Source organism: Microbacterium sp. NPDC057741 (genome assembly GCF_042798735.1).
Classification (GTDB): Bacteria; Actinomycetota; Actinomycetes; order Actinomycetales; family Microbacteriaceae; genus Microbacterium.
Window position 1 is genome coordinate 405,694 of sequence record NZ_JBHVJW010000002.1, and the last position, 23,510, is coordinate 429,203.

15 protein-coding genes and 1 pseudogene are annotated in these 23,510 nt (G+C 69.5%); 8 read left to right on the top strand and 8 right to left on the bottom strand.

Features of this window, described 5'->3' with window-relative positions; translation table 11 throughout:
• Nucleotides 1–131: 131 nt before the first annotated feature.
• The 3 genes from ACFVDO_RS08915 to ACFVDO_RS08925 form a co-directional block, all read right to left on the bottom strand.
• Nucleotides 132–1,451, bottom strand: coding sequence for an MATE family efflux transporter (locus ACFVDO_RS08915; RefSeq protein ID WP_378859175.1), 1,320 nt, complete (start codon nucleotides 1,449–1,451; stop codon nucleotides 132–134).
• 224 nt (nucleotides 1,452–1,675) lie between these two features.
• Entirely contained in the window at nucleotides 1,676–3,022 is a 1,347-nt protein-coding gene (locus ACFVDO_RS08920; protein WP_378859176.1) for a DUF222 domain-containing protein, read from the bottom strand.
• 65 nt (nucleotides 3,023–3,087) lie between these two features.
• Nucleotides 3,088–4,212, bottom strand: coding sequence for a hypothetical protein (locus tag ACFVDO_RS08925; RefSeq protein ID WP_378859177.1), 1,125 nt, complete (start codon nucleotides 4,210–4,212; stop codon nucleotides 3,088–3,090).
• An 84-nt stretch (nucleotides 4,213–4,296) separates the two neighbouring features.
• On the opposite strand from ACFVDO_RS08925, the pseudogene ACFVDO_RS08930 reads away from it, so the two are divergent.
• Nucleotides 4,297–5,167 (top strand): annotated as a pseudogene (locus tag ACFVDO_RS08930) (VOC family protein).
• A 186-nt stretch (nucleotides 5,168–5,353) separates the two neighbouring features.
• On the opposite strand, the gene ACFVDO_RS08935 reads toward ACFVDO_RS08930, so the two are convergent.
• Complete coding sequence (locus ACFVDO_RS08935) at nucleotides 5,354–11,668, bottom strand: DUF4011 domain-containing protein (RefSeq protein ID WP_378859178.1); 6,315 nt, start codon at nucleotides 11,666–11,668, stop codon at nucleotides 5,354–5,356.
• A 110-nt stretch (nucleotides 11,669–11,778) separates the two neighbouring features.
• Here ACFVDO_RS08935 and ACFVDO_RS08940 point away from each other — a divergent pair, with 110 nt between their 5' ends.
• Nucleotides 11,779–12,228 (top strand): DUF1992 domain-containing protein, encoded by a 450-nt coding sequence (locus ACFVDO_RS08940; protein WP_378859179.1) that lies wholly within the window; start codon nucleotides 11,779–11,781, stop codon nucleotides 12,226–12,228.
• 3 nt (nucleotides 12,229–12,231) lie between these two features.
• Here ACFVDO_RS08940 and ACFVDO_RS08945 read toward each other — a convergent pair whose 3' ends face one another.
• Nucleotides 12,232–13,134 carry a LysR family transcriptional regulator gene (locus tag ACFVDO_RS08945; protein ID WP_378859180.1) on the bottom strand — a complete coding sequence of 301 codons (903 nt, stop codon included), beginning with the start codon at nucleotides 13,132–13,134 and terminating at the stop codon, nucleotides 12,232–12,234.
• Between the two features lie 128 nt (nucleotides 13,135–13,262).
• Between ACFVDO_RS08945 and ACFVDO_RS08950 the strand changes: the two genes are divergently transcribed.
• Entirely contained in the window at nucleotides 13,263–15,041 is a 1,779-nt protein-coding gene (locus ACFVDO_RS08950; protein WP_378859181.1) for an amidohydrolase family protein, read from the top strand.
• Between the two features lie 44 nt (nucleotides 15,042–15,085).
• Nucleotides 15,086–15,796, top strand: a complete 711-nt coding sequence (locus ACFVDO_RS08955; RefSeq protein ID WP_378859182.1) for a YitT family protein — start codon at nucleotides 15,086–15,088, stop codon at nucleotides 15,794–15,796.
• A 24-nt stretch (nucleotides 15,797–15,820) separates the two neighbouring features.
• Here ACFVDO_RS08955 and ACFVDO_RS08960 read toward each other — a convergent pair whose 3' ends face one another.
• Together ACFVDO_RS08960 and ACFVDO_RS08965 are read right to left on the bottom strand one after the other, a co-directional pair.
• On the bottom strand, nucleotides 15,821–16,282 hold the full coding sequence (locus tag ACFVDO_RS08960; RefSeq protein WP_378859183.1) for a DoxX family membrane protein: 462 nt from the start codon (nucleotides 16,280–16,282) through the stop codon (nucleotides 15,821–15,823).
• Nucleotides 16,279–16,740, bottom strand: a complete 462-nt coding sequence (locus ACFVDO_RS08965; RefSeq protein WP_378859184.1) for a DM13 domain-containing protein — start codon at nucleotides 16,738–16,740, stop codon at nucleotides 16,279–16,281. Before ACFVDO_RS08965 ends, ACFVDO_RS08960 begins: the two co-directional genes overlap by 4 nt.
• A 143-nt stretch (nucleotides 16,741–16,883) precedes the next feature.
• On the opposite strand from ACFVDO_RS08965, the gene ACFVDO_RS08970 reads away from it, so the two are divergent.
• Together ACFVDO_RS08970 and ACFVDO_RS08975 are read left to right on the top strand one after the other, a co-directional pair.
• A complete protein-coding gene (locus ACFVDO_RS08970; RefSeq protein ID WP_378859185.1) occupies nucleotides 16,884–17,579 on the top strand; it encodes a response regulator transcription factor in 696 nt (231 codons plus the stop codon).
• Complete coding sequence (locus tag ACFVDO_RS08975; protein ID WP_378859186.1) at nucleotides 17,579–18,739, top strand: sensor histidine kinase; 1,161 nt, start codon at nucleotides 17,579–17,581, stop codon at nucleotides 18,737–18,739. Before ACFVDO_RS08970 ends, ACFVDO_RS08975 begins: the two co-directional genes overlap by 1 nt.
• Before the next feature lie 11 nt (nucleotides 18,740–18,750).
• Here ACFVDO_RS08975 and ACFVDO_RS08980 read toward each other — a convergent pair whose 3' ends face one another.
• Complete coding sequence (locus tag ACFVDO_RS08980) at nucleotides 18,751–19,485, bottom strand: SDR family oxidoreductase (RefSeq protein ID WP_378859187.1); 735 nt, start codon at nucleotides 19,483–19,485, stop codon at nucleotides 18,751–18,753.
• A 136-nt stretch (nucleotides 19,486–19,621) separates the two neighbouring features.
• Between ACFVDO_RS08980 and ACFVDO_RS08985 the strand changes: the two genes are divergently transcribed.
• Together ACFVDO_RS08985 and ACFVDO_RS08990 are read left to right on the top strand one after the other, a co-directional pair.
• Nucleotides 19,622–21,475 (top strand): lipase family protein, encoded by a 1,854-nt coding sequence (locus ACFVDO_RS08985; protein WP_378859188.1) that lies wholly within the window; start codon nucleotides 19,622–19,624, stop codon nucleotides 21,473–21,475.
• A 30-nt stretch (nucleotides 21,476–21,505) separates the two neighbouring features.
• Nucleotides 21,506–23,461, top strand: a complete 1,956-nt coding sequence (locus ACFVDO_RS08990; RefSeq protein ID WP_378859189.1) for a M13 family metallopeptidase — start codon at nucleotides 21,506–21,508, stop codon at nucleotides 23,459–23,461.
• The last annotated feature ends 49 nt before the right edge of the window (nucleotides 23,462–23,510 follow it).

Consider the following 23,510-nt stretch of genomic DNA (forward strand, 5'->3'; position numbering starts at 1 on the left):
CCTGGACGCTCAGCGTCGGGATGACCGTTCCGAGCACGATCGCGACCGCGCCGAACATCCCGATCGCACAGGAGCGCGGATCCCGCTTCAGGGAGGGGTCCGCAGAGACGGCGGCTGCGCAGAGGGCGTGGTCAGGCGGGCATCCGCATCCAGGCATCCGTCCTGACCCGCCAGCCGAGCGTGCCCAGGCGGGCGAGCAGGTAGACGCCGAAGAAGGCGACTGCGAGCCAGACCAGGCCCGCAGTGCCGGAGACGCCGGTCGCGGCGATGATCCAGAGGGCGGGCAGGAAGGGCACCAGGTTGAGGGCGCCGACGATCGCGAGGTACTTCGCATCGTTGGCGCCCATCAGCACGCCGTCGAGCACGAACACGACGCCGGCGATCGGCTGGGCGATGGCGAGCACGATGAGGGCGGGCTGGATGAGCGCGGCGATGGTGGGATCGCCGGTGAACAGCAGGCCGAGCACGCCGGACAGCGCGGCCACGATTGCTCCGACGATGACGCCGAACCACGCGCCCCAGGCGACGGTGCGGCGAAGCACGTGGTGCACCTCGGCGTCGTCGCCTGCGCCGAGGGACTTGCCGATCAGCGCCTGAGCGGCGATGGCGAGGGCGTCGAGGGCGAAGGCCGCGGTGGAGAACATGGTGAACACGATCTGCCAGCCGGCGAGCTCGTCGGTGCCGATGCCGGTGGCGACGCCGACGGTGGCGAGCAGCGCGACACGAAGGCTGACCGTGCGCAGGAACAGCCAGCCGCCGGAGCGGGCCGTGCCGCGGATGCCGTCGCGCTGCGCACGCAGGGAGGCGCCGTGCCGGCGGGCCAGGCGCTGCACGACGAAGGCGTAGGCGCCGACCATGCCCCACTGGGCGAGCACGGTGCCGAAGGCGGAGCCGGCGATGCCCCAGTGCAGACCGTAGATGAAGAGCCAGTTCAGCAGGGCGTTCGCGGCGAAGCCGAGGCCGGCGATCCAGAGCGGGGTGACCGTGTTCTGCATGCCGCGCAGCAGGCCGGTGGCGGCGAACACGATGAGCATCGCAGGCAGGCCCCACATCGAGATGGAGAGGTAGACGCGAGCCTCGGATGCCACGGCCTCGGATGCTCCGAACAGGGACACCAGCCAGGGTGAGGCGAGCGCGCCGACGACGGCGAGAACCGCGCCGAGGCCGAGGGCGAGCCACATGCCGTCGATGCCTGCCGAGACCGCATCACCAGGCTTGCCGGCGCCGAAGCGCCGAGCGACGGCGGGGGTGGTGGAGTACGCGAGGAACACCATCAGGCCGACGATGGTCTGCAGCACAGCGCTGGCGATGCCGAGCCCGGCGAGGGGCACGGTGCCGAGATGCCCGACCAGCGCCGCGTCGACGATGAGGAACAGCGGTTCCGCGACCAGCGCCCCGAGCGCGGGGACGGCGAGCCGCAGGATCTCGCGGTTCAGGGGCTGGGTGGGCACGAGTATGAGCCTATTCGAGTGCAGGTCGCGTGCTTCGGTGCGCTCAGGCGTGAGGAGTTGGGAGCTCGGGAGCCCGGGAGTCGGGGGACCGCGAGTCGGGAGTCGCGGAGCCGAGCTCACCGCTCACCTGGGACGCGGCAGGTCGCGGAGCCGCTCGCCCAGGGAGACCGGCGAGATACAACGGAATCGGAGTTGCCGCTCGCGCAGCAGTCGAGGGAGTCTCGTCAGGCCGCGATCGCGTACCGTGCTCTGCCGCCGAGGCGGGGCGTGCGGTACGGGTCGATATGCGGTGGTGGTACGAACCACACTCGGGCGGCGCGACCGGCGCCGTCGATGCGGATCTCCCAGCCGTTGTCGTGGATGCGGTGGTGGCAGCTCTCGCAGAGCAGGATGCCGTTGTCTAGGTCGGTCGGACCGGCGTCGCGTTTCCACCATCGCAGATGATGGACCTTGGCCATGCCCGGTGGAAGGTCGCACATCGCGCATCCGCCGTCTCGCTCGACCAGGGCGAGCTTCTGCGCCCTGGTGAAGAGGCGCCTCTCTCGGCCCCAGTCGAGGATCTCGCCGCCCGAGCCGAGCACGCAGGGGATGACTCCGCCGCCGGCGGCCATCCGCCGCACCGCACTGACGCTGATCGCGGCGTCGGTGCCGTCGATCGCGCCGTGACCGGTTCCGGAGGTTAGGTCTTCCAGGTCGATGCGCACGACGACCGTCGCGCCGTGCAGCGGCACGTCGGTGTGAGCGCAGGAGAGCATGTGCTCGCAGAACAGGGTGAACGCGTCGGCCTGCATCATCTGAACCGTGCGGTGGTCGGCGTCCGGCCCGTCAGGGTCGACGGCGTTCTTGCGCGCGGCGAACTGCCCCGAGACGTAGCCCTGCACGGCGGCGCGGATCGGAGCGCCCTCTTCGACGGGAGTGACGAGGTGCAGATGCAGGCTGCCGTCGCGCTCGAACATCGTCGCCGACCGCTGGGCCCGGCGCTCCTCTTCGGAGGGCTCGATGCCGTCCGGGTCGAGGTGGGCCTCGGCATGCGCGATCATCCTGCGCACGTTGTCGAGCGACTGCCCCGCTGCCTGGCCCGCGAGCAGCTGCTCCGCCTCGGCAGTCCGTTCGGCACCGATCTTGATGCGCACCCGGTCGAGGAGCGCGATGATCTGCGCGGCGGCGGTCATACTCAGCTCGCCGGAGACGACGCCCTGCTGCAGGAACGGATACTTCGCCGGCAGCTTCTCGCCGAGCAGGTTGGAGCGCGGCGCGATCGCCTCGCCGACCTTCACCAGCTGAGCTGCTTCACCGGTGGTGCCGCGGGTCGATGCCGCGATCAGCTGTGTGGTGCTGCGGTACCCGTGCTGCTTCGCGAGGCCATCCGGACCGAGTTCGGCTCGAGACTCGTGCGCGATCTCCGCCGCGACCTCGGCGAGCAGGGCATCCACCTGGCGCCGGACCAGCGTGAGCTCTTCGCTTGTGCGAATCAGTTGGTCGCGTGTCATCTCGCTGGCATCCTCAGCATCCGCCCACGCGTTCTCGAGGCCGGTGACGGTCTCGAGAAGCTGGGTCAGGTGGGTGGCCATGCCTCCACACTATAGAATAAAACTACTAAAGACAAGAGAATAGCAGGAATCTAACAACGAATATTTCAGCTAAGCAGCCAGGCGCGGATGCGGGCGATGTCGGCAGCATCCGCGGAGATGTCCTCGACTGCGTCACCCAGTTCACGCCGTTTGGCGGCCTGTCGGTTCTCGGCGCCGCGAGACGACAGGACCAGCATGGTGAATGGAAAGGTCCATGCCAGCATCCGATGCTGGAATCCGTGACGCTCCGCCCCGCGCTGGATCGCACGCCCCAGCCACGTCGCGACCAGGAACACCAGGAACAGCAGGACGAGGAGGGCGACGTCCGCGTACCAATCCGGTGCGGCGCGGAACGGCACCACCAGCGCCGCACCGGCCAGCAGCACAATGCCCAGGGTCGACAGGACGTGCGCGAGCCACGCGAGGCCAGCCACCATTCCCCGCTGCGCTTTCGCGTAGCCGGGCACATCGATGAGCAGTGTGAGCGAGACGACGAAGAGGGCCAGAGTCAGGGCCGCAGTCGAGCCGGGGAACGACGGCACGGTGACATCCACGAGCCACGCCAGAGCCGCGATCGCCACAGCGGGGGTGACCAGTCCGACAGAGCCGATCGCCCACGGGTGTGTGCGCGTGATGCCGGTGAAGTCCCTGGCGCGGAACGCGACTTCGAGCTCGAGGTCGTGGAGCTCGCCGGTCAGTCGCTCGAGCGGGTCGCGCAGAAGGTAGTACCGGCCGGCCAGTACTCCGCCGGCGACGACGAGTGCGGTCGCGAGTCCGGTGAACACGACTGCCGCGATCGGCAGCTGCGTCAGCGGCCGCACCACGAATGCCCAGCCGACACCGATTCCCGCGGCGAGCAGCCAGGCGGCGCCGGTAGCGGCGGCGATCACCACCGTGATGCCTGCGATCCAGTTGCGCACCGCCTGTTCGCCGGCGCCTCCGCCGTGCAGGCGCGGCGAGGTGAGCAGCTGCACGCCGACGAACACCATGCCGAGCGCCAGCGCGAACCACCATGGCTCGGAGGCGAACGCCCAGCGCAGCCAGGCGGCGCCCGTGCCGCGCGGGGGGATGCTGACCACGTCTCCGGCAACCGTGGTCACCGTCATTAGAGTGAGCAGCGCGACCAGCGTCAGCATGCCCATGAGTACGGCGCTCTTGCCCAGCGTGTGATGTCGACGCGACTCCGCCATGGTTCCCCCTCGAGGCGACTCTATGGTCGGCATCCGACATCGCGTCGGCGGAATGCCGCCCCGGTATCCGCCGTTGAACCCAGCATGACCACGCCCGCCGATCGCCTCGCCGCCACGACGCACATGGGCGCGGTGACCCTGCTCGTCGGCGATCTCGACGCGATGACGCGGTACTACCGCGACGTCGTCACGCTGCAGGTGCTCGCGGCCGAGGGCGACACGGTGACGCTCGGTCGGGCGGGGGTTCCGATCGTCGTGCTGCGGCATGAGCCGGGGCTGCGGCACGCGGCATCCGGCTCTGCAGGGCTGTACCACACGGCGATCCTGTTCGAATCGCAGGCAGCCCTCGCAGCCGCGCTGTATTCGGTGGCCCGGCACGCACCCGGCACGTTCACCGGCAGCGCGGATCACCTGGTCAGCCAGGCCTTCTACTTCACCGATCCGGAGGGCAACGGCGTCGAGCTCTACTGGGATCGCGCTCGCACCGAATGGTCGTGGACGCACGGACAGGTCGAGATGGCGACGCTGTACCTCGACCCCAACGCCTACCTCGACGAACACCTCACCGAGGCTGTCATCGAAGGATCGACGGCTGGCGATGCGGCATCCGTCGGTCACGTGCACCTGTCGGTGGGGGATGTCGCGAGCGCGCGCAGCTTCTACGTCGACTCTCTGGGCTTCGACGTCACTGCATCGCTCGGCGCAAGCGCCCTGTTCGTGAGCGCGGGCGGGGTACCACCACCACATGGCGATGAACGTGTGGGACTCGCGCGGCGCGGGACGACGGATGCCGGCACTCGGCCTCGGCCTGGTGGACCTGACGCTCCCCGATGCCGACGCGCTGGGCGCGATGACCGAGCGACTGCGCGACCACGGCTTCGCCGTGCGCGACGACGGACGTGCGGTGAGCTTCGAAGATCCCTGGAGCAATCTGCTGCAGGCATCCGTCGGCTGACCGCGCTCTGCGGGGGCGGGCCGCCGCCGAGGTTGCCTGCCCGGGGCGCCTGTCGGCGCTCCCGCCGAAAACTATTTGCCGTCGACAGCATCGGTTGTCGACGTCGATCAGAGCCGCCGAGCGAACCGCTTCCCGTCGCCTGCCGGTAATCGACGTCGATAGATGGTTCAGGCGCGACCAAGCGGTTCATTCGTCGCGAGGCGGTTCAGCCTGCGAGGTGGACTGCGGCAGCCGGTAGCGCTCCCCGTCGCGGATGATGCGCCCGGCGCTGATCCCCTGAGCGATCGCACGGTCGAGGCGCGACCGGACCGCGGGCGTCACTCGAACGAATCCGAATGCCTTGACGGTGTCGCTCGCGAGCTCGCCCTCGTCCATGCTGAACGCCTGCCGCAGCAGGACCACGATGCCGTTGACGAGTTCATGCAGGCTGATCTCGGCGAACGTCCGTGCACCCGATGGATCGGTCCTGGCGACATCGATCCAGGTGTCGGGGTGGGTGCCACGGGGCCAGACGAACGCTCCATGCTCGGTCATCGGGAATCGCCCTTCCAAGGCGCCGAGGATGTCGTTGCGCCGCCGTTCGACGACGCGACTCAACCCGAATCGTGCCCCGATCAGGCGTGCCAGACGTTCGGACTCGGTCGGTCCTTCGACGGCGAGGATCTCGTCCGCGTACCGCTCGATCGCCGGAGCGGCGAGTCGCGGATTGTCGAGGATGGCCGTGCGCGCCAGGGTACCGACCGGTGCCGCGGTGAACGCGGTGAAATCGACCGGGGCAACCGGCGTGGTCCTCGTCGCGAACGACGCCACCGGCGCGACGGAGCCGGATGCCGCCGCCGGGACAATGCCGGGGGCTGCGGCGGGCGCGGTCGCCGACGGCGGGAACAGACTCGCCGCAGCGCCGGAGGACTCGTCGCCGGGACGATCGGATGCACCGTTACCGGATGCTCCATGGTCGGTGCTGCCGGACGGCCCGTCGCCGGCCGCACCGGCCGGCGCACCCGTCTCGGCCTCGATCGTCTCGGCTCCGGTTGTTCCGGCTCCGACCGTTCCAGGTGCGGCCGAGCGCCTGCCCGACGACCCAGGGCCGGCTGTGCCGGATGTCCCGCCGCCGGTCGGTCCGGACAATCCTCCGCCGGACGCAGTGGACGACGTCTCGCCCGTCGACCCGCCCTCGAACGTGCCGGACGCAGTGCCCGGCACGGCCATCTCGCGCCCCACAGCCTGCTCTCCCGGCCCCGCGGCATCCGGCGTCTCACCGATGTGCGCGGCACCTGGATCGAACGGTGCGGTGGCGCGAGCCGTCTGCTCAATCCGGTCGAGCGCACCGGCACGGTCACTCAGCCAGCCGGGGAGCCACACCCGCTCGACGACGGGCCACTGCATGATCGAGTGCAGCAGCTCAGGAGATCCATCGCGGTCGGCGACCGTCGGGAGCCCCGCCCAGCTGGGCCCGTCCAGGAGCACTGCGACCCGCCAGCCGGTCTCGTCCTCGGGGAGGCGCACGGCGAGGTCGACCTTGAACCGCGACAGGCCGACCGTGTCGGCGACGACCAGCCCGCGGGCGGTGAGCTCATCGCGCAGCTGGTCGACGAGCACGGCTCTCGGAGGGGCGGGCATCGGCGCGGCCGCGGACTCGTCATCCGGCCGGACGGCAGGAAGGGGCCCGCCCGCGGCGAACTCGAGGTACGCCTTCAGGTCGGCGAGCCCGCGCGCCGAGCTGCGCGAGAGGTCGAGGTCAGCTGCCGCGAACGACGAGAACAGCAGGACGTGCTTGCGTGCACGGGTGATCGCGACGTTGAGCCGGCGCTCGCCTCCGGCGAGCACGAGCGGTCCGAACTGCAGCGGCACGCGGCCGGTTGCGGGGTCGGCCGAGAACGCGAGCGAGAACAGCACGACATCGCGTTCGTCGCCCTGCACGCTCTCGAGGTTCTTCACGAAGATCGCCTCGCCCGCCGGGCGATCGAGTGCGGCTCGGATCTGCAGGTCGGAGGAGTCCTCGAGGAGGTCGAGGATGAGATCACGCTGCTGGATGTTGAAGGTGACCACACCGATCGAATCGTCGCGGGTCACTGGGTCGGCGAGCCGGCGCGAGATCTCGGCCACGATCGCCTGCGCCTCGACGAGATTGGTGCGGGTCCGCCCTCGATCGAACACACCGTCGACGCGGCGCCACTCCAGCCCGAGGTCGGACGGACCGGCATCCGCATCGGACCGGGTGAGGCGCGGCGACGGCAGGGTGACGAGCCGCCCTCCGTAGTACGACTGGTTCGAGAACGCGATCAGCCGTTCGTCGTGGCTGCGGTAGTGCCACGTGAGCCACTCGCGGGGCAGGCCGGACTCGACCGCCTCGTCGAGGATGCTCTCGAGATCCTCCACGACCGGAGCGTCCGCGTCGTCGGAGGAAGCGGAGGACTCGACCGACGACGTGACCTCCATGATCCGCGTCGGCGGCATCTGCCGCGAGTCGCCCGCGATGACTGCGGATCGCGCGCGCCCGAGCGCGCCGATCGCCTGCGGCACACGGATCTGGGATGCCTCGTCGAAGACGACGACGTCGAACGTGAAGTCCGCCGGCAGATAGTAGGCGACCGAACCGGGGCTCATCAGAAAGCACGGGGCGATCGATTGCAGCGCCTGGCGGTAACGGCCCGCGATCTCGCGGAACGACAGCCCGCCGCGCTTGCGGTCGATCTGCCGCCGCAGCTCGGCGACCTCACCGCGCAGCCGCTGCGGGTCGAAGGGGCGTGCGGCCACAAGCGTGTTCGCCAGCTCGACGGCGGCGTGCGCCCTGGTGCCGGAGGACAGTTCACCGAAGCTGCGGGCGAGATCGGTCTGGCGGGAGCCGTCGAAGTCGCCGAGTCGCCCGGCCGCGGTGCGCTCGTCGATCGACGCCTGCGCAGCCCCGCGCAGAAGCGCGGCTGCGGCATCCGTGGCACTGATGCGCCCCGACAGCAGGTCGCTCGCGAAACCTGCGAGCCCGGCTTCCGCGAGGGATGCCGCCGATGCGCTGACCTCCGCGGCGCGCTGCGGGCGCAGCGCGCCCGTCGTCTGCGCATCGGACAGCCACGTCGCCTGGGAGTGGCGCCAGGCTCCCACCCAGGAGTCGCCGGCCCAGGCATCGAGCGTCAGCTCGGTGCTCGCGAGAAGGGTGTGCCATGCGCGCCACACCGTGTCGATCTCGATGAGCCACGCGCCCGGGTTCTGCTCGAGCGCGAGCAGTGCGATCACGGTCGCGGCATCCGGCATGGTGACTGCCGCGCGCGCCGTCGCCGCTGCGGCGTCGAACAGTTCCAGCGCGTCCTGATGCCACGGCGCCCAGTTCGCCGGGAGCGCGAGTGAGGTGCGCGCCGCGGCATCGCGCAGAAGCACGGCCGCCTCTGCGGCGGCCGAGACGGCTGCCGTCAGGAACAGCGTCACCTGCTCGCCGGTGAGTCCGGCTGCCCACTCGGGCTGGGTGAGTTCGCCGAGCCGGCGGCGGATCGGCCGGCGTCGCAGCTCGGGCAGGAACCACGATCCGTCGAGCTTCGCCGACTGCGCCTGCAGCGTGCCCAGATCCGTCGCCGTGAACAGCGCTTCACCGCCGTGCCGCAGTTCCGCCCCGTGCGAGGCGGCGAAGGCGACCAGCCGGGCGCGGAGCCCGGAGATCCGGTCGAGCTCGCCCGCGGAGCGCGCCGCATGCGCAGCATCCGCACTCGTCTGCCCGGCCTGCGCCCGGCGGACGAGATATGCGGCGGACGGCAGCACACGCTGTGGATGCAGCACATCCAGGAGCGTCGCGAACGGGGTGCCCAGAGCATCGACTGCTGCCACCGCCTGCTGCATCCGATCGAGCAATGCGGGATCGATCCCCGCGGTGAACTCCGGCCCGACGAGCGTCCACGGATCGTGGGGGCCTCGACCGGCCCGGGCGGCCGCCTGCGCGAAGTCGGCGACCGTCCGGGACAGTTCGTCGAGCGAGCGCTCGCCGGTGAGCACCGCGAGGGGGAAGTCGGCCACGGGGCCGTCGCCGAGGGCCTGCGCCTGCTCGTACGCCTGCCACAGCGACAGCCCAAGCGCGTTCCGGCCGTGCACCCGCGCGGGGTACTCGCCCAGTTCGGTCACGGTCGCGGTGAGCCGAGAGCTCTCGGCGGCCCAGGTGGGCGGCAGGGGCGCGGCGGCAGCATCCATCGCGTTCTTCAGCTGTCCCCGGATCGATCCCATCGACTGCTTGTCACCGTGCAGCTCCATGGTGAATCGGCCGAGGCCGATCGCATCGAGGCGGCGCTTGACCACCTCGAGCGCGGCCTGCTTCTCGGCGACGAACAGCACGGTCTTGCCGGCGCGCATGAGTTCGGCGATGAGGTTGGTGATCGTCTGCGACTTGCCGGTGCCCGGGGGACCCTCGAGCACGAAGCTCTGCCCGGCGACCGCACGGGCGATCGCGCCGAGCTGTGAGCCGTCCGCCGGGATCGACACGTGCATCCGGCTCTCCTCTACCGGGGGAGCGGTGTCGCCGGCTGGATCGGGGAACGTCTCGCCGGGGCGGTACACGAGGTGATCCACGATCGGGGATGTCGTCAGGCGGGGCCAGTTCTCGTTGAGGTCGTGCCACACCTGGAACGTGGCGAAGCGCAGGATCGCCAGCGTCGCCGACTCGTCGACTCGGAACGGCAGGCGCTGCTCGGCGAGCTCGCGTCGCAGCTCGGTGAACACGGTCGTGATCGCGAGGCCGTTCTCGTCGGTAGGAGGGTTCTCGAGTGCGGGGAATCGCACCCCCTTCGTCGAACGCAGCCACTCGACCAGGCACGGGTTCGGAACGGCCGACTCACCGGCATCCGCCTCGATCGAGTAGCCCAGCAGAGGCGTACCGCGCAGCTGCACGGGAAGCAGGAACAGCGGCGCACGCGCCTCGGTCCCGTCGGGCTTCGTGTGGATGAACGTGCCGAGCGCCAGGTACAGGTAGTTGCTGCCGGTCTCCTGCTGCAGCGTCTTCGCATCGCGCTGCAGCGTGCGCAGCCGCCGAGGGAATCCGCCCAGCTCGACCATGCTGAACAGTGATCGGGTGAGCGTGAACTGCCGCGTCACCTCGTCGGGCGCGAGCTCGGATGCCACGCGCACTCCGCGCTGCCGGGCCAGGTCGTCGACGCCGTCGGCCGGGAGCAGCATGATCCGCTTGCCCGAGTGGATGACATCGTCGATGCGGGCGAGCAGGCCGCCGGGGGTGACGAGGTCGAGCGTCTTGCCGGTGCGCGGCATGTTCAGCAGCGGATTGCGCAGGCTGAGGTCGATGAGGTCGCGCTTCCACGCCTTCACCCGTGGCGGTGCCGGATCGTCGGTGTCGAGCGTGCCGGTGACCCGCTCTTCGACATGGTCGAGTGTGAGCCCTCGCAGGCTGCCCTTCGCGACGAACGGGCGGTCGTCGGGGGCGGCAGCCATCGCCTCGGCCGTCACGCCGGTCGGGCGCTCGAACTCGAGCGACGGCAGCGGCAGAACGCCCGCCGCACGGGCGGCGGGCACATCGACCATGGTGCGAACGAGATCGAAGCTGTCACGGAAGTAGCGGCGGGCGACATCCACAGCCTTGCGGTACTTCACGTCGGAGCCAGGGTTGATGCCGGTGAGCTCGACGGGCACGACGGCGCCGGATTCCACCAGATTCACGATGAGGTTCGGATCGCGCACGACGGCGGTCTCGCCCGCGAAACCGTCGGCACGGTAACCGGCGAAGGCGTGATCGGCGGTGAGGAAGACGACGGGGGCCAATCCGGATGCCTCGAGGGCCGCCGCGTACACGACGGCCAGATCGATGCAGGTGCCGAAACGGTCGGCGAGCACCTGATCGACCGTGCGCACCTTCTGCCCGGTGCGCTCGAACGACGCCGGCGGATTGATGTAGGTGAGCTGCTTGCCGCGGAGCGCCTCGTAGACGGCGCCCGCGATGCGCTCCGCCCGCTGTGGTCCGCTCTGGTAGCCCTCGAGCGCACCCGAGCCGGTGCGACGCTGCAGCAGGTCGCTCGCCGCACGCAGCACGGGGGTGAGTGAGCGCGTGTTCGGGCGCACGAACGCGGCGACGGCGGCGTGCAGATCGGGCCAGTTCAGGAACTCGTTGCCCGCGAGCACGTGCACGGGCAGGTCGAGCGCGACCGATCCGGCATCCTGCACCGCCACACGCAGCGAGACAGCGCCTGCGGATGCCTCGGCCGCCTGCTGGAACGCGGCGGCCGTCGCCTGCCGTGCGCTCTCGCCGAGCGGCACGTGCGCGACGGCGCCGGGGAGATGAGGTCCGCCGACGACCGCGTCGAACACGGCGGGCACGGTCTGCCCGAATGCGAACGACCCCTCGACGCGGATGTCGCCGATGGTGCGTCCCGTCTCGTTGTGCACGGCCAGCGATCGGACGACGGGCAGGCCGCTCGCCGCGAGCGCAAGGTTGGGGGACTGCTGGTACTCGACCTGCACGCGTACGCCATCGGCGGAGGCGTCTCCGATCGCATAGACCTGCAACTGCTCGTCCGGCATCCCGACCGCTCCTTCGCCCGCGTTTCCCCTCCAGAGACTACTGGCGGTCGCCGACGCCGGCGGGCGAGGGGAGCACAGGCGACATAGGCTGGCGGTATCGGAGGTGCACGATGACGGAGCCGAAGGATGAAGCGGATGCTGCGGCATCCGGCGCTCGTGGATCTGCGCTGAATGCGCAGAACATGGCCGAACAGGTCGAGACGGCGATCCAGGTCGCGATCAGGCAGGGCGCGTTCGACAACCTGCCCGGAGCCGGCAAGCCCATCGAAGGGCTCGGCACTCACCACGATCCGGACTGGTGGATCCGTCGCAAGATCGAGGCCGAGAACCTCACCGGGCTCGGCCCGCCCGCGATCATGCTGCGCGACGAGGATCGTCGAATGCAGGAGACGCTCGACGAATTCCGGCGCGAAGAGGATGTGCGCGCGCACCTCGAGGACTTCAACAGGCGCGTGATCGAGGCGCGGCGGCAGCTCATGGGTGGGCCGCCGGTCGTGACGAAGACGCGGGACGTGGATGCCGAGGTCGTGAGCTGGCGGGAGCGGCGCGCTTCTCGCTGAGCGTCATCTGCCGACGCGCTCGAGCTCCAGGGTCAGCTCGTCGGCGAAAAGGCGGCCAGCTGGTGTGTGTCCGTGTCGCTCGGGGCGCACCAGTGACAGCACGTTCGCACCGAGCGTCGGGCCGCTGAGCGGGCGGAACGTCAGGCGACCCTCGCCCTCGTCGTCGGCGATATCGTGCCGGCTGAGGAAGGCGATGGCGCTGCCCAGCGCCGCCAGGCGGCGCATGGTCTCGATCGAGGTCGTACGGAACGCCGGCTCCACGGAGATCCCCGCCTGCGCGAAGGCGTCGGTGATGATGCCGTGCATCACCATCTCGAAGTCGGCGAAGATCAGCGGGTGCTCCGCGCACAGCGCGAGCGGAACAGTCGCCAGGCCCGCCAGCGGATGTCTGGGCGCGATGACCGCACCCAGCCGGGAGTCGCGATCCCAGCACACCTCCACCTGCGTCGACGCCGGGATGTTGAATCCGAGTCCCAGATCGACCTCGCTGGCGGCGACCGCGTTGAGGGTCTGGATCGAGGTCATGGTGCGAATCGTGACCCGCACATCGGGATGCCGAGCGCGGAATCGTGCGGCGACCACAGCCACGATGCTGCTGGCGAGCCCGGTGACGGTGGCGATCGCCACGTCGCCGCTGGGCAATTCCTGCAGGGCGTGCATCTCGGCGATGGTCTCGCGATAGCTCCGCTGCGTGCGGCGGATGTGTGTGAGCAGCACGGTTCCGGCGGGAGTCGGGCGCATGCCGCGGGGGAGTCGTTCGAAGAGAGGCTCGCCCAGCTCCTGCTCCAGCAGGATGATCTGCCTGTTGATCGCCGAGGCGGCGACGTGCAGTCGCGCACCGGCCGCGCGGATCGAACCCAGGTGTGCGACCTGGTCGACGTACTCCATCACCCGCGAGTGCAGCATCGGACCTCCTCAACAAGAGCGTACTCAATCTTCGTACAGTCTGTACGAAAACGGATGCTTGTCGGCAACGGTTCCGAGAGCTTCGATGGAGGAAGCAAAGATGCTGCACCAAGAAGTGAGTGAGGACCATGATGTTCCAGCAGGCGACCAGGACCGGGCACACCGGACTCGTAGTGAATGCCGAAGACGTGCGGGCCGAGGAAGGACACGTTCGCGAGATCTTCGGGATCCTGCAGGGCGAGCGTGAGGCCGATCTGCTGCTGCACGATCTGAACATCCTCGACGTGCACAGCGAAGAGGTCTTTCCCGGCTCGCTGCTCGTGCACAACGGCCGGATCATTGCACTGAACCCCGACGAGGAGGTTCTCAAGGTCAAGGAGCGCTTCGACGGCCAAGGGCTGTACGCGATCCCCGGTCTGATCGACGCCCACCTGCACTTCGAATCGCAGCTCGCGCACCCAGCGACATTCGGCGAGGCGATCGTCCCCAGCGGCACGACGACGATCTTTGCCGAGACGCTGGACTTCGCGAGCGCCGCCGGCGACGAGGGCATCGAGGCGGCCGAGGGGCTGTTCCGGAACCACGAGCGGCTGCCGTATCGCATCTACGCGTTCGCGCCGGGCAAGAAGGCCTCGGTCGAGGTCACCGAGGCGATGCTGCAGATGGAACCGGTCATCGGCCTCGGCGAGCTCGCGCACCTGTCGTACATGACCGGCGATGACGACGATTTCCGGCGTTCCGCACTCGGACGGGCCAGCGGCGGGTACGTCAACAACCACTGGGGCGTGACCGCGCTGCCGGACATGCTGCTGAACTACATGCCCGCGATCGGTGCGCACAACAACCACGATGCATGGAACGAGGAGGACATCGCGAAGAGCATCCGCTACGGTCAGCACACCCAGATCAAGTTCGGTGTCGGCAGCCCGCAGGTCATCCGCGACATGCTCCGCGCGATCGTGAAGCGGCGGTGGCCCGCCGAGAACTTCCAGCTGTGCGCCGACAACATCTCCGTCGATCGGGTGCTCAAGCACGGTCACATCGACTGGGTGATCTCGCTGGCGATCGAGATGGGCCTCGACCCGATCAAGGCGATCAAGATGGGCACGCTGTACGCCGCGCAGTCCTTCCACAGGGACGCGGATCTCGGGTCGTTGGCGCCGGGACGCTTCGCGGACATCGTGCTCACCGACAGCCTCGCACGCATCAATCCTCGCTACGTCTTCAAGGGCGGCGAGCTCGTCGCTCAGGACAGGTCCCTCCTGGCCGATCTCGACGGACTGGATTACTCGGGCATGGTGAAGCAGCCTCGCCCCGGCCTGGACGGCCTGCATGCCGAGCAGCTCGAGATCACGCCGCTCGAGATCTCTGAGGACGGCACTCGCGCGCAGGTCCTGCTGTTTGATGTGTACGGTCGCGGGCACCTGAAGTTCGCCGACGAAGTCTGGGTGCCCTATCGCGATGGCAAGGTCGTGCCCGAGGTCGACGGTCACCCGCTGAACCGGATCTCGGTCGTGCAGCGCTACGCGGACGGCGAGCGGCACATCATCAACGGCCTCTTCAAGGGCGTGAAGATCGATCGGGGAGCAGTCTCGGTCTTCTGGCCCGCCCCGTACCCGTACTATGTCTCGGTCGGCGCGGAGGTCGACGCGATGCATGACAACCTGCTCCGTCTCGACCAGCAGGTCGGCGGATGCCTGGTGACAGACGGCGGCGAGGAAGTCGCGTCGCTCGCCCTGGACATTTACGGCGTCATGGCGGACATGGACCTGGAAGCGCTACTGCGAGCAACCCGATCGATCGACGCAGCGCTGGAGGAGATGGGGAACAGCAACGAGGGCGAACCGGTGGTCAACAAGCTGCTGACGCTCTTCATCTCGCTGGACCGCTTCGGATTCATGGTCTGAATCCGTCGAACAAACGCAGACACAGAGCCAAAGGAGGCACTGTCATGGGGCACATCAACGCCAAGGATGTCGGGATCATCGACAACGGCAATCTCGTCCGTCGCTGGATCACCTACATCGCTGGCATCTACATCCTCACCCTCGGAGTGAGTCTCGCGATCCGGGCAGGCATCGGCATCTCGCCGCAGAGCAGCCTGACCCGGACGATGACGCTGATCTTCCCGGGGGTCAGTCAGGGCACCTTCAACTTCGCGCTGGAGATCCTGATGCTCATCCTCGCGTTCCTCGTGATGCCGAAGGGGTTCAAATGGCGCAATCTGCTCTCGCTGATCCCCTCGGCGATCCTCGCGTTCCTGCTCGACGTGAACCTGTCGCTGACGGAATGGGTGATGCCCGAGCCTTACGTCGCGAAGCTCGCGCTGCTGCTCTTTGCGGACGCGCTGCTGGCACTGGGGCTGTTCATGATGATCCGCGCGAGCCTCGTGCTGATGCCGATCGACCTGTTCGTCAACACTCTGCATCTGAAGACCGGACGCAAGTGGGGCAATCTCAAGACCATCTTCGACTGCTGCCTGCTGATCACGTCGGCGGCGATCGGTCTGCTGTTCCTCGGCGCACCGCAGTTCATCCGTGAGGGCACCATCCTCAACGCGATCTTCGTCGGTCAGTACATCAAGCTGTACACCTGGCTGTTCACGAAGATCACCGGGCGACGCAAGGCGGCCGCCGTTCGCGACACGGTTCTCGAGGTCTGACAGCCGCCGCCGCATCGCCGCTCTTCACTTCTGCGGAGCGGCGATGCGCGTGCGATGCCTCCGCAGCATCCCCACTCCGTACCTCCCCGCTCCCGGCACCGCCAGCACGACCGCGCTCAGCAGCACCATCACCGGGTACTGATCGACGAGCTGGTCCGAGCTCCAGTAGAGCATCAGCGTCGCGATCGACGCCAGCGCGGCGAGCCGCGTGAACAGCCCGGCGATCAGCAGCAGCCCCAGCGCCACCTCGAGCGCCGGGATCACGAACCCGAACAGCGCAGGGAACGCCTGCATCCCGGCATCCAATGGACTGAACCACCACGGTGTGCGCGGAGTGCGCGCTGCGCCGTCGGCGACGAGCAGGATGTCGGACGCGCCGAACCCGGCGCGGTACTTCTCGAGGCCCTCGAGCAGCCAGAGCACCCCCACCGCGACCCTGGCCGCGCCGCCGAGCAGCGGTGCGGCCAGGGCGGCGCTGCGGGTCATGACAGCTTCGCCGCCCCGAACACGGCCTTCGCCTTGTCGCAGTGGATCACGACGTACGAGTACTTCGACGTGTCGACACCGTCGAGCATGAAGGTCTGCGAGGCCTTGTCGAACGCTACCGCGTCGACCAGCTTGCCCTCGCCGACGGCCATCTCGTCGGTGCCGTTCGTCAGGTAGACGTGCAGGTCGGGGCCCTCGTCCGACGAGAAGCCCGACAGCACGACCTTGCCGTCCTCCACGGCGACCATGCCGCTGACGGTCTTGCCGTTCAGCCCCTCGAACTCGCCCGAGAGCTTCGTCATCATCATGTCGTCGGGCGACGCCGACGGAGACATGCTCTCCCCGCTTATCGGCTTGCTGTCCTTCTCGGGCGAACCGGTCGTCCCGGCCTGACTGCAGCCGGCCAGGGCGAGCCCGAGAGCGAGCATCGCGGTCGCGATCACAGGGGTCCTGCGCATGATGTCCTCCTTCCGCCGGGCGGCGGGATGCCGCATCCGAAGCGTGTGAACGACGCTAGGAACGAACCGGATGCCGGTGCGCGGAGCTTTCAGAACCGTAAGGACCCTCGGCGTCGGACCCTCTCGCGATTAGCGTTGTCGGCATGGAGCAGCCCACTCGCGTCGTGGTCGTCGAGGACGACCCGACGGTCCGGGGCGCGGTGAACGACTATCTGGGCCGGCACGGCTACGAGGTCGATGCCTACGGCGACGGCGTCTCCGCACGAGACGCGCTGAGGGATCGCACCCCCGACCTGGTCATCGTCGACCGCATGCTGCCCGGCATCAGCGGCGACGAGCTGTGCCGCGACATCCGATCGCGCAGCGACGTGCCGATCATGATGCTCACGGCGCTCGGCGACGTCGAGCAGCGCATCGAGGGACTCGAGTCGGGGGCGGACGACTACGTGTCGAAGCCCTTCGCGCTGCGCGAGCTGGTGCTGCGGGCCGACGCCCTGGTGCGGCGCACGAAGGCGACGACGGCGCAGGCCGCCTTCGCCGCCGGCGACTTCGAGATCGACGCCGCTCGGCGCCGTGCGCGGGTGCGCGGTGCGGAGATCGCACTGACCGGACGCGAGTACGAACTGCTGGTCTTCCTGGTGGGCAACCCCGGCCGCACGCTGCCACGGGAGGAGATCCTGCGCGAGGTGTGGGGGTGGACCGTCGGCGATGCCTCCACGGTCACTGTGCACGTGCGGCGGCTGCGCGAGAAGATCGAGCAGGATCCGCGCGAGCCGCGCTACCTGCACACGGAGTGGGGTGCGGGATACCGGTTCTCCGTCACCGGGAGCGCGGACTGATGCCGGAGATGATGCCGCTCGGCGCGACCGACATCCTGCTCATCGCCGGCACCAGCCTGGTGTGCACCGCGGTCGTCGCCGCCCTCGGGCTGCTCCTGCTGCGCGGCATGCGCCGCAGCACCCTGCTCGTGCAGCTGCTCGTGCTGGCATCCGTCGCGGCCGTGTCGATGACGGTGTCGGTGCTGGCGATCTCGCTCGAGATGTACATCTCGCCGCACGACCTCAGCGTGCTGGTGTGGGTGATCGGCATCTCGCTGCTGTTCAGCCTCGCCGCGGCATGGGTGGTCGCGCGCATCGCGCGGCACCGCCTGTCGCGGCTCTCGGCCGCGGTGCGGCGGGTGGGGGAGGACGCCGTCGTCGCACCCGAGACGCACGGGATGCGGGAGTTCGACGAACTCTCCGCAGAGCTCGCGGACGTCTCGGCGCGGCTGCACGCGGCCCGCGAGGAGCTCGAGCAGCTCGACTCGGCGCGACGGCGCTTCTTCGCCTGGATCTCGCACGATCTGCGCACCCCGCTGACGGCGGTGCGCGCGCTCTCGGAGGCGATCGAGGACGGCGCCTCCGCGCATCCTGAGCGGTACGCCGCTGAGGTTCGCGCGCAGGTCGAGACGATGAGCCGGATGGTGGACGACCTGTTCGAGCTGTCCAAGCTCACCTCGGGTGCGGTGCGACTGCGTACCGAACAGGTCGATCTGCTCGACATCGTCTCGGATGCCGTCGCCGACGTGCATGTCGCCGCGCAGACGCACGACGTGCGGATCGTGCAGCGCGGCGTCGAGGGGCATGTGCTGTGGGCCGACCCGCACCAGCTGGGACGCATCGTCGTCAACCTGCTCACCAACGCCATCCGGCACGCGCCCACCGGCACGGAGGTGCTGATCACCGCGGCCGAGGTCGACGGCGGGCGGCTCGTGCTCGGCATCCTCGACCACGGCGCGGGCGTCGCCGTGGAGGACCTGGACCGGATGTTCGAGGTGGGATGGCGCGAGGACTCGGCGCGGGCCGCGGGCCCGGCCGACCCCGTGGCATCCGGGGCCGGCCTCGGCCTCGCGATCGCGCGGGGCCTCGCCCGCGCGCACGGCGGCGACGTCTACGCCGAGCGTACGGGGGACGGATTCCGCATGAACGTCCTCATGCCGGTGGAGCCCGTCGCGGGCTGAGCCGCATCGACCTACCAGGCAACGACCCCGTCGACGTCGATGAAGGTGCCCGAAGGCGCATCCTCGGTGAGCGAGGCGGCGCGTGCGATCACCTCCGCGGCTTCCTGCGGGGTGGTGGGCGCCTGCTCCCTGTTGCCCGGTGCCAGATCCGTCTGCACCCAGCCAGGGCACACCGAGGTGACCTTGATCCGGGTGCCTGCGAGCGCCTTGGCCAGCACGATCGTGATCGCATTGAGCGCGGCCTTCGATGACTGGTACGCCGGCACGACCATCCCGTGCCACGGGGAATCCGGATCGGTCTGATGGGCGAGTGAGCCCACCGTGCTCGAGACGTTCACGATCCGCCCGGCGGGGCTCATGCGGATCAGCGGCAGGAACGCCTCGACGACGGCGACCGGTCCCAGCACGTTCGTGGTGTAGGTCTGCTGGAACAGCGCGAGGTCGATCACCTCGGCCTGGTCGGCGCCCGCGGCCTCGGGCAGGATGCCGGCGTTGTTGACGAGGACGTCCAGATGCCCGAAGCGCTCCCCGATCTCGGATGCCGCAGCACGCACCGTCGCCGCATCCGTGACGTCCATCACGACGCTGCTCGCGGCGAGCCCCTCGGCGGACAGCCGCCGGGCCGCCTCCGCGCCCGCGTCGGGTCTGCGGGCCGCGATGATCACGTGGGCTCCGTCCTGTGCGAGCCGTCTGGCTGCGGCGAAGCCGATGCCCTTGTTGGCGCCGGTCACGAGTGCGATCTTCATGGTCGTGTTCCTTCTCGTTCGTCCTCGGCAGCCGCACTGCTGCGCGGCCGCCGAGGACAAGCTCAGCAGCGGCGCGCGCCGGCTTCCGGCGGGAAACGGACCCGGCAGTGGTCCGGCCTCCGATTAGGCTGACGCCGTGACTCCCGACCCCGCTGACCGCGCCGGCATCGTGACCCGCGCCCGACGCGCCGCCACAGGCTGGCTCGCGAACGTGCCCTGGCCCGTCTCCGTCGCCGTGAGCGTCGCGGCGATCGCGCTCGGAGTCGTGCTGGTCATCCGCCCGACGACCTCGCTCGGCGTGCTCGCGATCCTCATCGGTGCGGGACTGGTCGTCGCCGGAGTGCTCGAATTCGTGCTTCCCGGCATCCGTCGCCCTGCACTGCGGATGCTGCTGGCGATCGCCCTGGCCATCGCGGGTGTCGTCGTGCTGATCCTGCCTGGCCTGACGGTGCGCGGGCTCGCGCTGGTCGTCGGCATCGCGATGATCGCACGCGGCGCGATCGGGATCGTGCAGGCGCTCGCCGAGCGCGACCTCACCATCGACCGCCGCGTCTCCGAGGTGCTGCTCGGCGCCGCGGCCGTCGCCCTCGGCGTACTGGCGCTGGTCTGGCCGGACATCACACTGCTCGTGGTCGCCGTCGTGTTCGGCGCGACGCTGGTGCTGATCGGCGCGGGCACGCTCATCGCGCTGTGGCGGAAGCACCGCGCCGCGGCATCCGATGAGCCGACGTCCGATGAGCCGACGTCCGGTGAGCCGACGTCCGATGAGCCGCGCACCGAGACCGTCGCGCACCGCTGGATGCGCACGATCGGCGCGGTGTGCGCGGTCGCGCTCGCCGCGGGCGCCCTCGTCGCGAGCGTCACCCTTCGCGAGGGGAGCCCGGTCGTCGACGAGTTCTACGCCGCGCCGCGCACGGTGCCGTCCGAACCGGGCAAACTGATCCGCGCGGAGGCGTTCGCCCGCGGCATCCCCGACGGCGCCGTGGCCTGGCGCATCCTGTACACGACCACCCACGGAGACGGATCGGCCGCGGTCGCGAGCGGCATCGTCGTCGCGCCCGATGACGGCGAGGCGCATCCGGTGATCGCCTGGCACCACGGAACCACCGGTTTCGCCGAGTCCTGCGCGCCCTCGCTGGCGACCGATCCGTTCGGCTCCGGTGCGATGTTCGTGCTGCCCGAGGTGATCTCGCGCGGCTGGACGATGGTCGCCACCGACTACATCGGCCTCGGCACCCGGGGGCCGCACCCGTACCTGATCGGCAAGGACAGCGCCCGCGCAGAGCTCGACGCGGTGCGCGCTGCGCGCGATCTGGACGGGACGGAGCTCACCGAGCAGACCGTCGCCTGGGGACACTCGCAGGGCGGGGGTGCCGCCCTCTGGACCGGCGCGATCGACGCGGACTACGCGCCGGACGTTCCGCTGGACGGCGTGGTGGCACTCGCGCCGGCGAGCGACCTCACCGCGCTCGTGGAGCACCTGCCCGACGTCGCCGGCGGCAGCGTGTTCGCCTCGTTCGTGATGAGCGGCTACAGCGGTGTCTACCCGGATGTCACGTTCGGGGAGTACATCCGCCCCGGTGCCGAGGTCACGGTGCGGGAGATGTCGCGGCGCTGCTTGGCCGCGCCCGACATGCTCGTGTCGGTGCTCTCGCTCCTCGCGCTCAGCGATGATCCCGAGATCTTCCGGAAGGACCCGGCGACCGGCCCGCTCGGCAAGCGCCTGAAGCAGAATCTGCCGCCCTCGCAGTCCGCGGTGCCGGTGCTGCTGGGGCAGGGGATCGACGACGACCTGATCGGCTACGACATGCAGTCCCGCTTTGCGGCGGGCCTCTGCAGGGCGGGGACGTACATCGACTTCCGTGGCTACGCCGGGCGCAACCACCTCTCGCTGGTCGAGGCCGATTCCCCGGCGATGGACGACGTGTTCTCCTGGACCGCCGACCGGTTCGACGGCGTGGAGACGACTGCCGCCTGCGCAGCGGGGTGATTGTCGCCCACCCGGCATAGGCTGGACCGCATGACTGACGCTCTGCCCTCCGGCCTCGCCCTGTCCGAGTTCAGCTACGGCATCCGCCCCCAGGACGACCTCTACCGCCACGTCAACGGCGCGTGGCTCGACCGCACCGAGATCCCCGGCGACAAGGCGCGCTGGGGCTCGTTCCACCAGCTCGCCGAGCAGGCCGAGAAAGATGTGCGCGCGATCATCGAGGAGTCGCAGGATGCCGCGCCCGGCACACTCGCCCGCAAGGTCGGCGACCTCTACGGCAGCTTCATGGACGAGGCGCGCATCGCCGAGGTCGGGCTCGCCCCGCTCGAGGCCGCACTGGCCGAGGTCGACCGGGTCGACAGCATCCCGTCGTTCCTCGCGACCGTCGGCAAGCTCGACCGCGACGGCGTCGCCTCGCTGATCGGCGCCTTCGTCGAGCCCGACCCCGGCAACCCCGAGCGGTACGTGCCGTTCATGCTCCAGGGCGGGCTGTCGCTGCCCGACGAGAGCTACTACCGCCTGGACAGCTTCGAGGGCACCCGCGCCGCGTACCGCGCGCACCTCGAGCGCCTGCTCACCCTCGCGGGCGTCGCGGATGCCGCGTCCACAGCCGACCGCGCCTTCGCCCTCGAGCACGAGATCGCCGCCCACCACTGGGACAACGTCGAGTCCCGTGACGCGGTGAAGACCTACAACCTCAAGACGTGGGACGAGCTGCAGCAGCTCGTCGGCGTCGACCTGTCGCCGTGGCGCGACGCCGTCGCCGTGGCGCACCCCGACGCGTTCGCAGAGGTCGTCGCGTACCAGCCCAGCTTCTTCGAGGGCCTCGGTTCGCTGCTCGCCGAGGAGCGCGTCGACGACTGGAAGGCCTGGCTGACCGCCAAGGTCGTGCACGGCCTTGCGTCGTACCTCACCGACGACCTCGTGCAGGAGAACTTCTCGTTCTACGGCACCGAGCTCTCCGGCGTGCCCACCATCCGTGAGCGCTGGAAGCGTGGCGTCTCGCTCGTCGAGGGCTCGCTCGGCGACGCGGTCGGCAAGATCTACGTCGAGCGGCACTTCCCGCCGGCCGCGAAGGCCGCGATGGACACCCTCGTCGCCAACCTCATCGAGGCCTACCGTCAGAGCATCACCGAACTCGAGTGGATGAGTCCCGAGACGCGCGAGCGCGCCCTGCAGAAGCTCGACACGTTCCGTCCGAAGATCGGCCACCCGGTCACCTGGCGCGACTACGACGCCGTCGAGATCGACGCGGCCGACCTGATCGGCAGTGTGCGCAACGCGACCCACTTCGAGCACGACCGGCAGATCGGGAAGGTCGGCCAGCCGATCGACCGCGATGAGTGGTTCATGTCGCCGCAGACGGTGAACGCCTACTACAACCCGCTCATGAACGAGATCGTGTTCCCCGCCGCCATCCTGCAGTACCCGTTCTTCGACGCCGGGCGCGACGCTGCCGCCAACTACGGTGGCATCGGCGCGGTGATCGGTCACGAGATCGGCCACGGCTTCGACGACCAGGGCAGCCGCTACGACCACGAGGGCCGCCTGTCCGACTGGTGGACCGACGACGACCGCGCCGCCTTCGAGGAGCGCACCAAGGCGCTGATCGCGCAGTACGACGCACTCGTGCCGGTCGGGCTGAGCGAGGAGAACAAGGTCAACGGCGCCCTCACCATCGGCGAGAACATCGGCGACCTGGGCGGCCTGGGCATCGCGCTGAAGGCGTATGAGATCGCCGGGGATGCCGGTGAGATCGACGGCTACACCGGCGTGCAGCGTCTGCTGCTGAGCTGGGCGCAGGTCTGGCAGCAGAAGAGCCGCGACGCCGAGACCATCCGCCTGCTGACGATCGACCCGCACTCGCCGAACGAGTTCCGGTGCAACCAGATCGTCAGCAACATCGGGGCGTTCTACGATGCATTCGACGTGGCAGAAGGCGACCGCCTGTACCTGCCGGAAGGCCAGCGCGTCACGATCTGGTGACCGTCTCGTGACCCCCGTCCGTCCGGGCCGCGGGCGGGGGTTACGATAG

Coding starts and splice junctions, on each gene's coding strand:
- ACFVDO_RS08920 (WP_378859176.1), bottom strand. CDS start 3,022: ATGGCCACCCACCTGACCCAGCTTCTCGAGACCGTCACCGGCCTCGAG.
- ACFVDO_RS08925 (WP_378859177.1), bottom strand. CDS start 4,212: ATGGCGGAGTCGCGTCGACATCACACGCTGGGCAAGAGCGCCGTACTC.
- ACFVDO_RS08935 (WP_378859178.1), bottom strand. CDS start 11,668: ATGCCGGACGAGCAGTTGCAGGTCTATGCGATCGGAGACGCCTCCGCC.
- ACFVDO_RS08940 (WP_378859179.1), top strand. CDS start 11,779: ATGACGGAGCCGAAGGATGAAGCGGATGCTGCGGCATCCGGCGCTCGT.
- ACFVDO_RS08945 (WP_378859180.1), bottom strand. CDS start 13,134: ATGCTGCACTCGCGGGTGATGGAGTACGTCGACCAGGTCGCACACCTG.
- ACFVDO_RS08950 (WP_378859181.1), top strand. CDS start 13,263: ATGATGTTCCAGCAGGCGACCAGGACCGGGCACACCGGACTCGTAGTG.
- ACFVDO_RS08955 (WP_378859182.1), top strand. CDS start 15,086: ATGGGGCACATCAACGCCAAGGATGTCGGGATCATCGACAACGGCAAT.
- ACFVDO_RS08960 (WP_378859183.1), bottom strand. CDS start 16,282: ATGACCCGCAGCGCCGCCCTGGCCGCACCGCTGCTCGGCGGCGCGGCC.
- ACFVDO_RS08965 (WP_378859184.1), bottom strand. CDS start 16,740: ATGCGCAGGACCCCTGTGATCGCGACCGCGATGCTCGCTCTCGGGCTC.
- ACFVDO_RS08970 (WP_378859185.1), top strand. CDS start 16,884: ATGGAGCAGCCCACTCGCGTCGTGGTCGTCGAGGACGACCCGACGGTC.
- ACFVDO_RS08975 (WP_378859186.1), top strand. CDS start 17,579: ATGCCGGAGATGATGCCGCTCGGCGCGACCGACATCCTGCTCATCGCC.
- ACFVDO_RS08980 (WP_378859187.1), bottom strand. CDS start 19,485: ATGAAGATCGCACTCGTGACCGGCGCCAACAAGGGCATCGGCTTCGCC.
- ACFVDO_RS08990 (WP_378859189.1), top strand. CDS start 21,506: ATGACTGACGCTCTGCCCTCCGGCCTCGCCCTGTCCGAGTTCAGCTAC.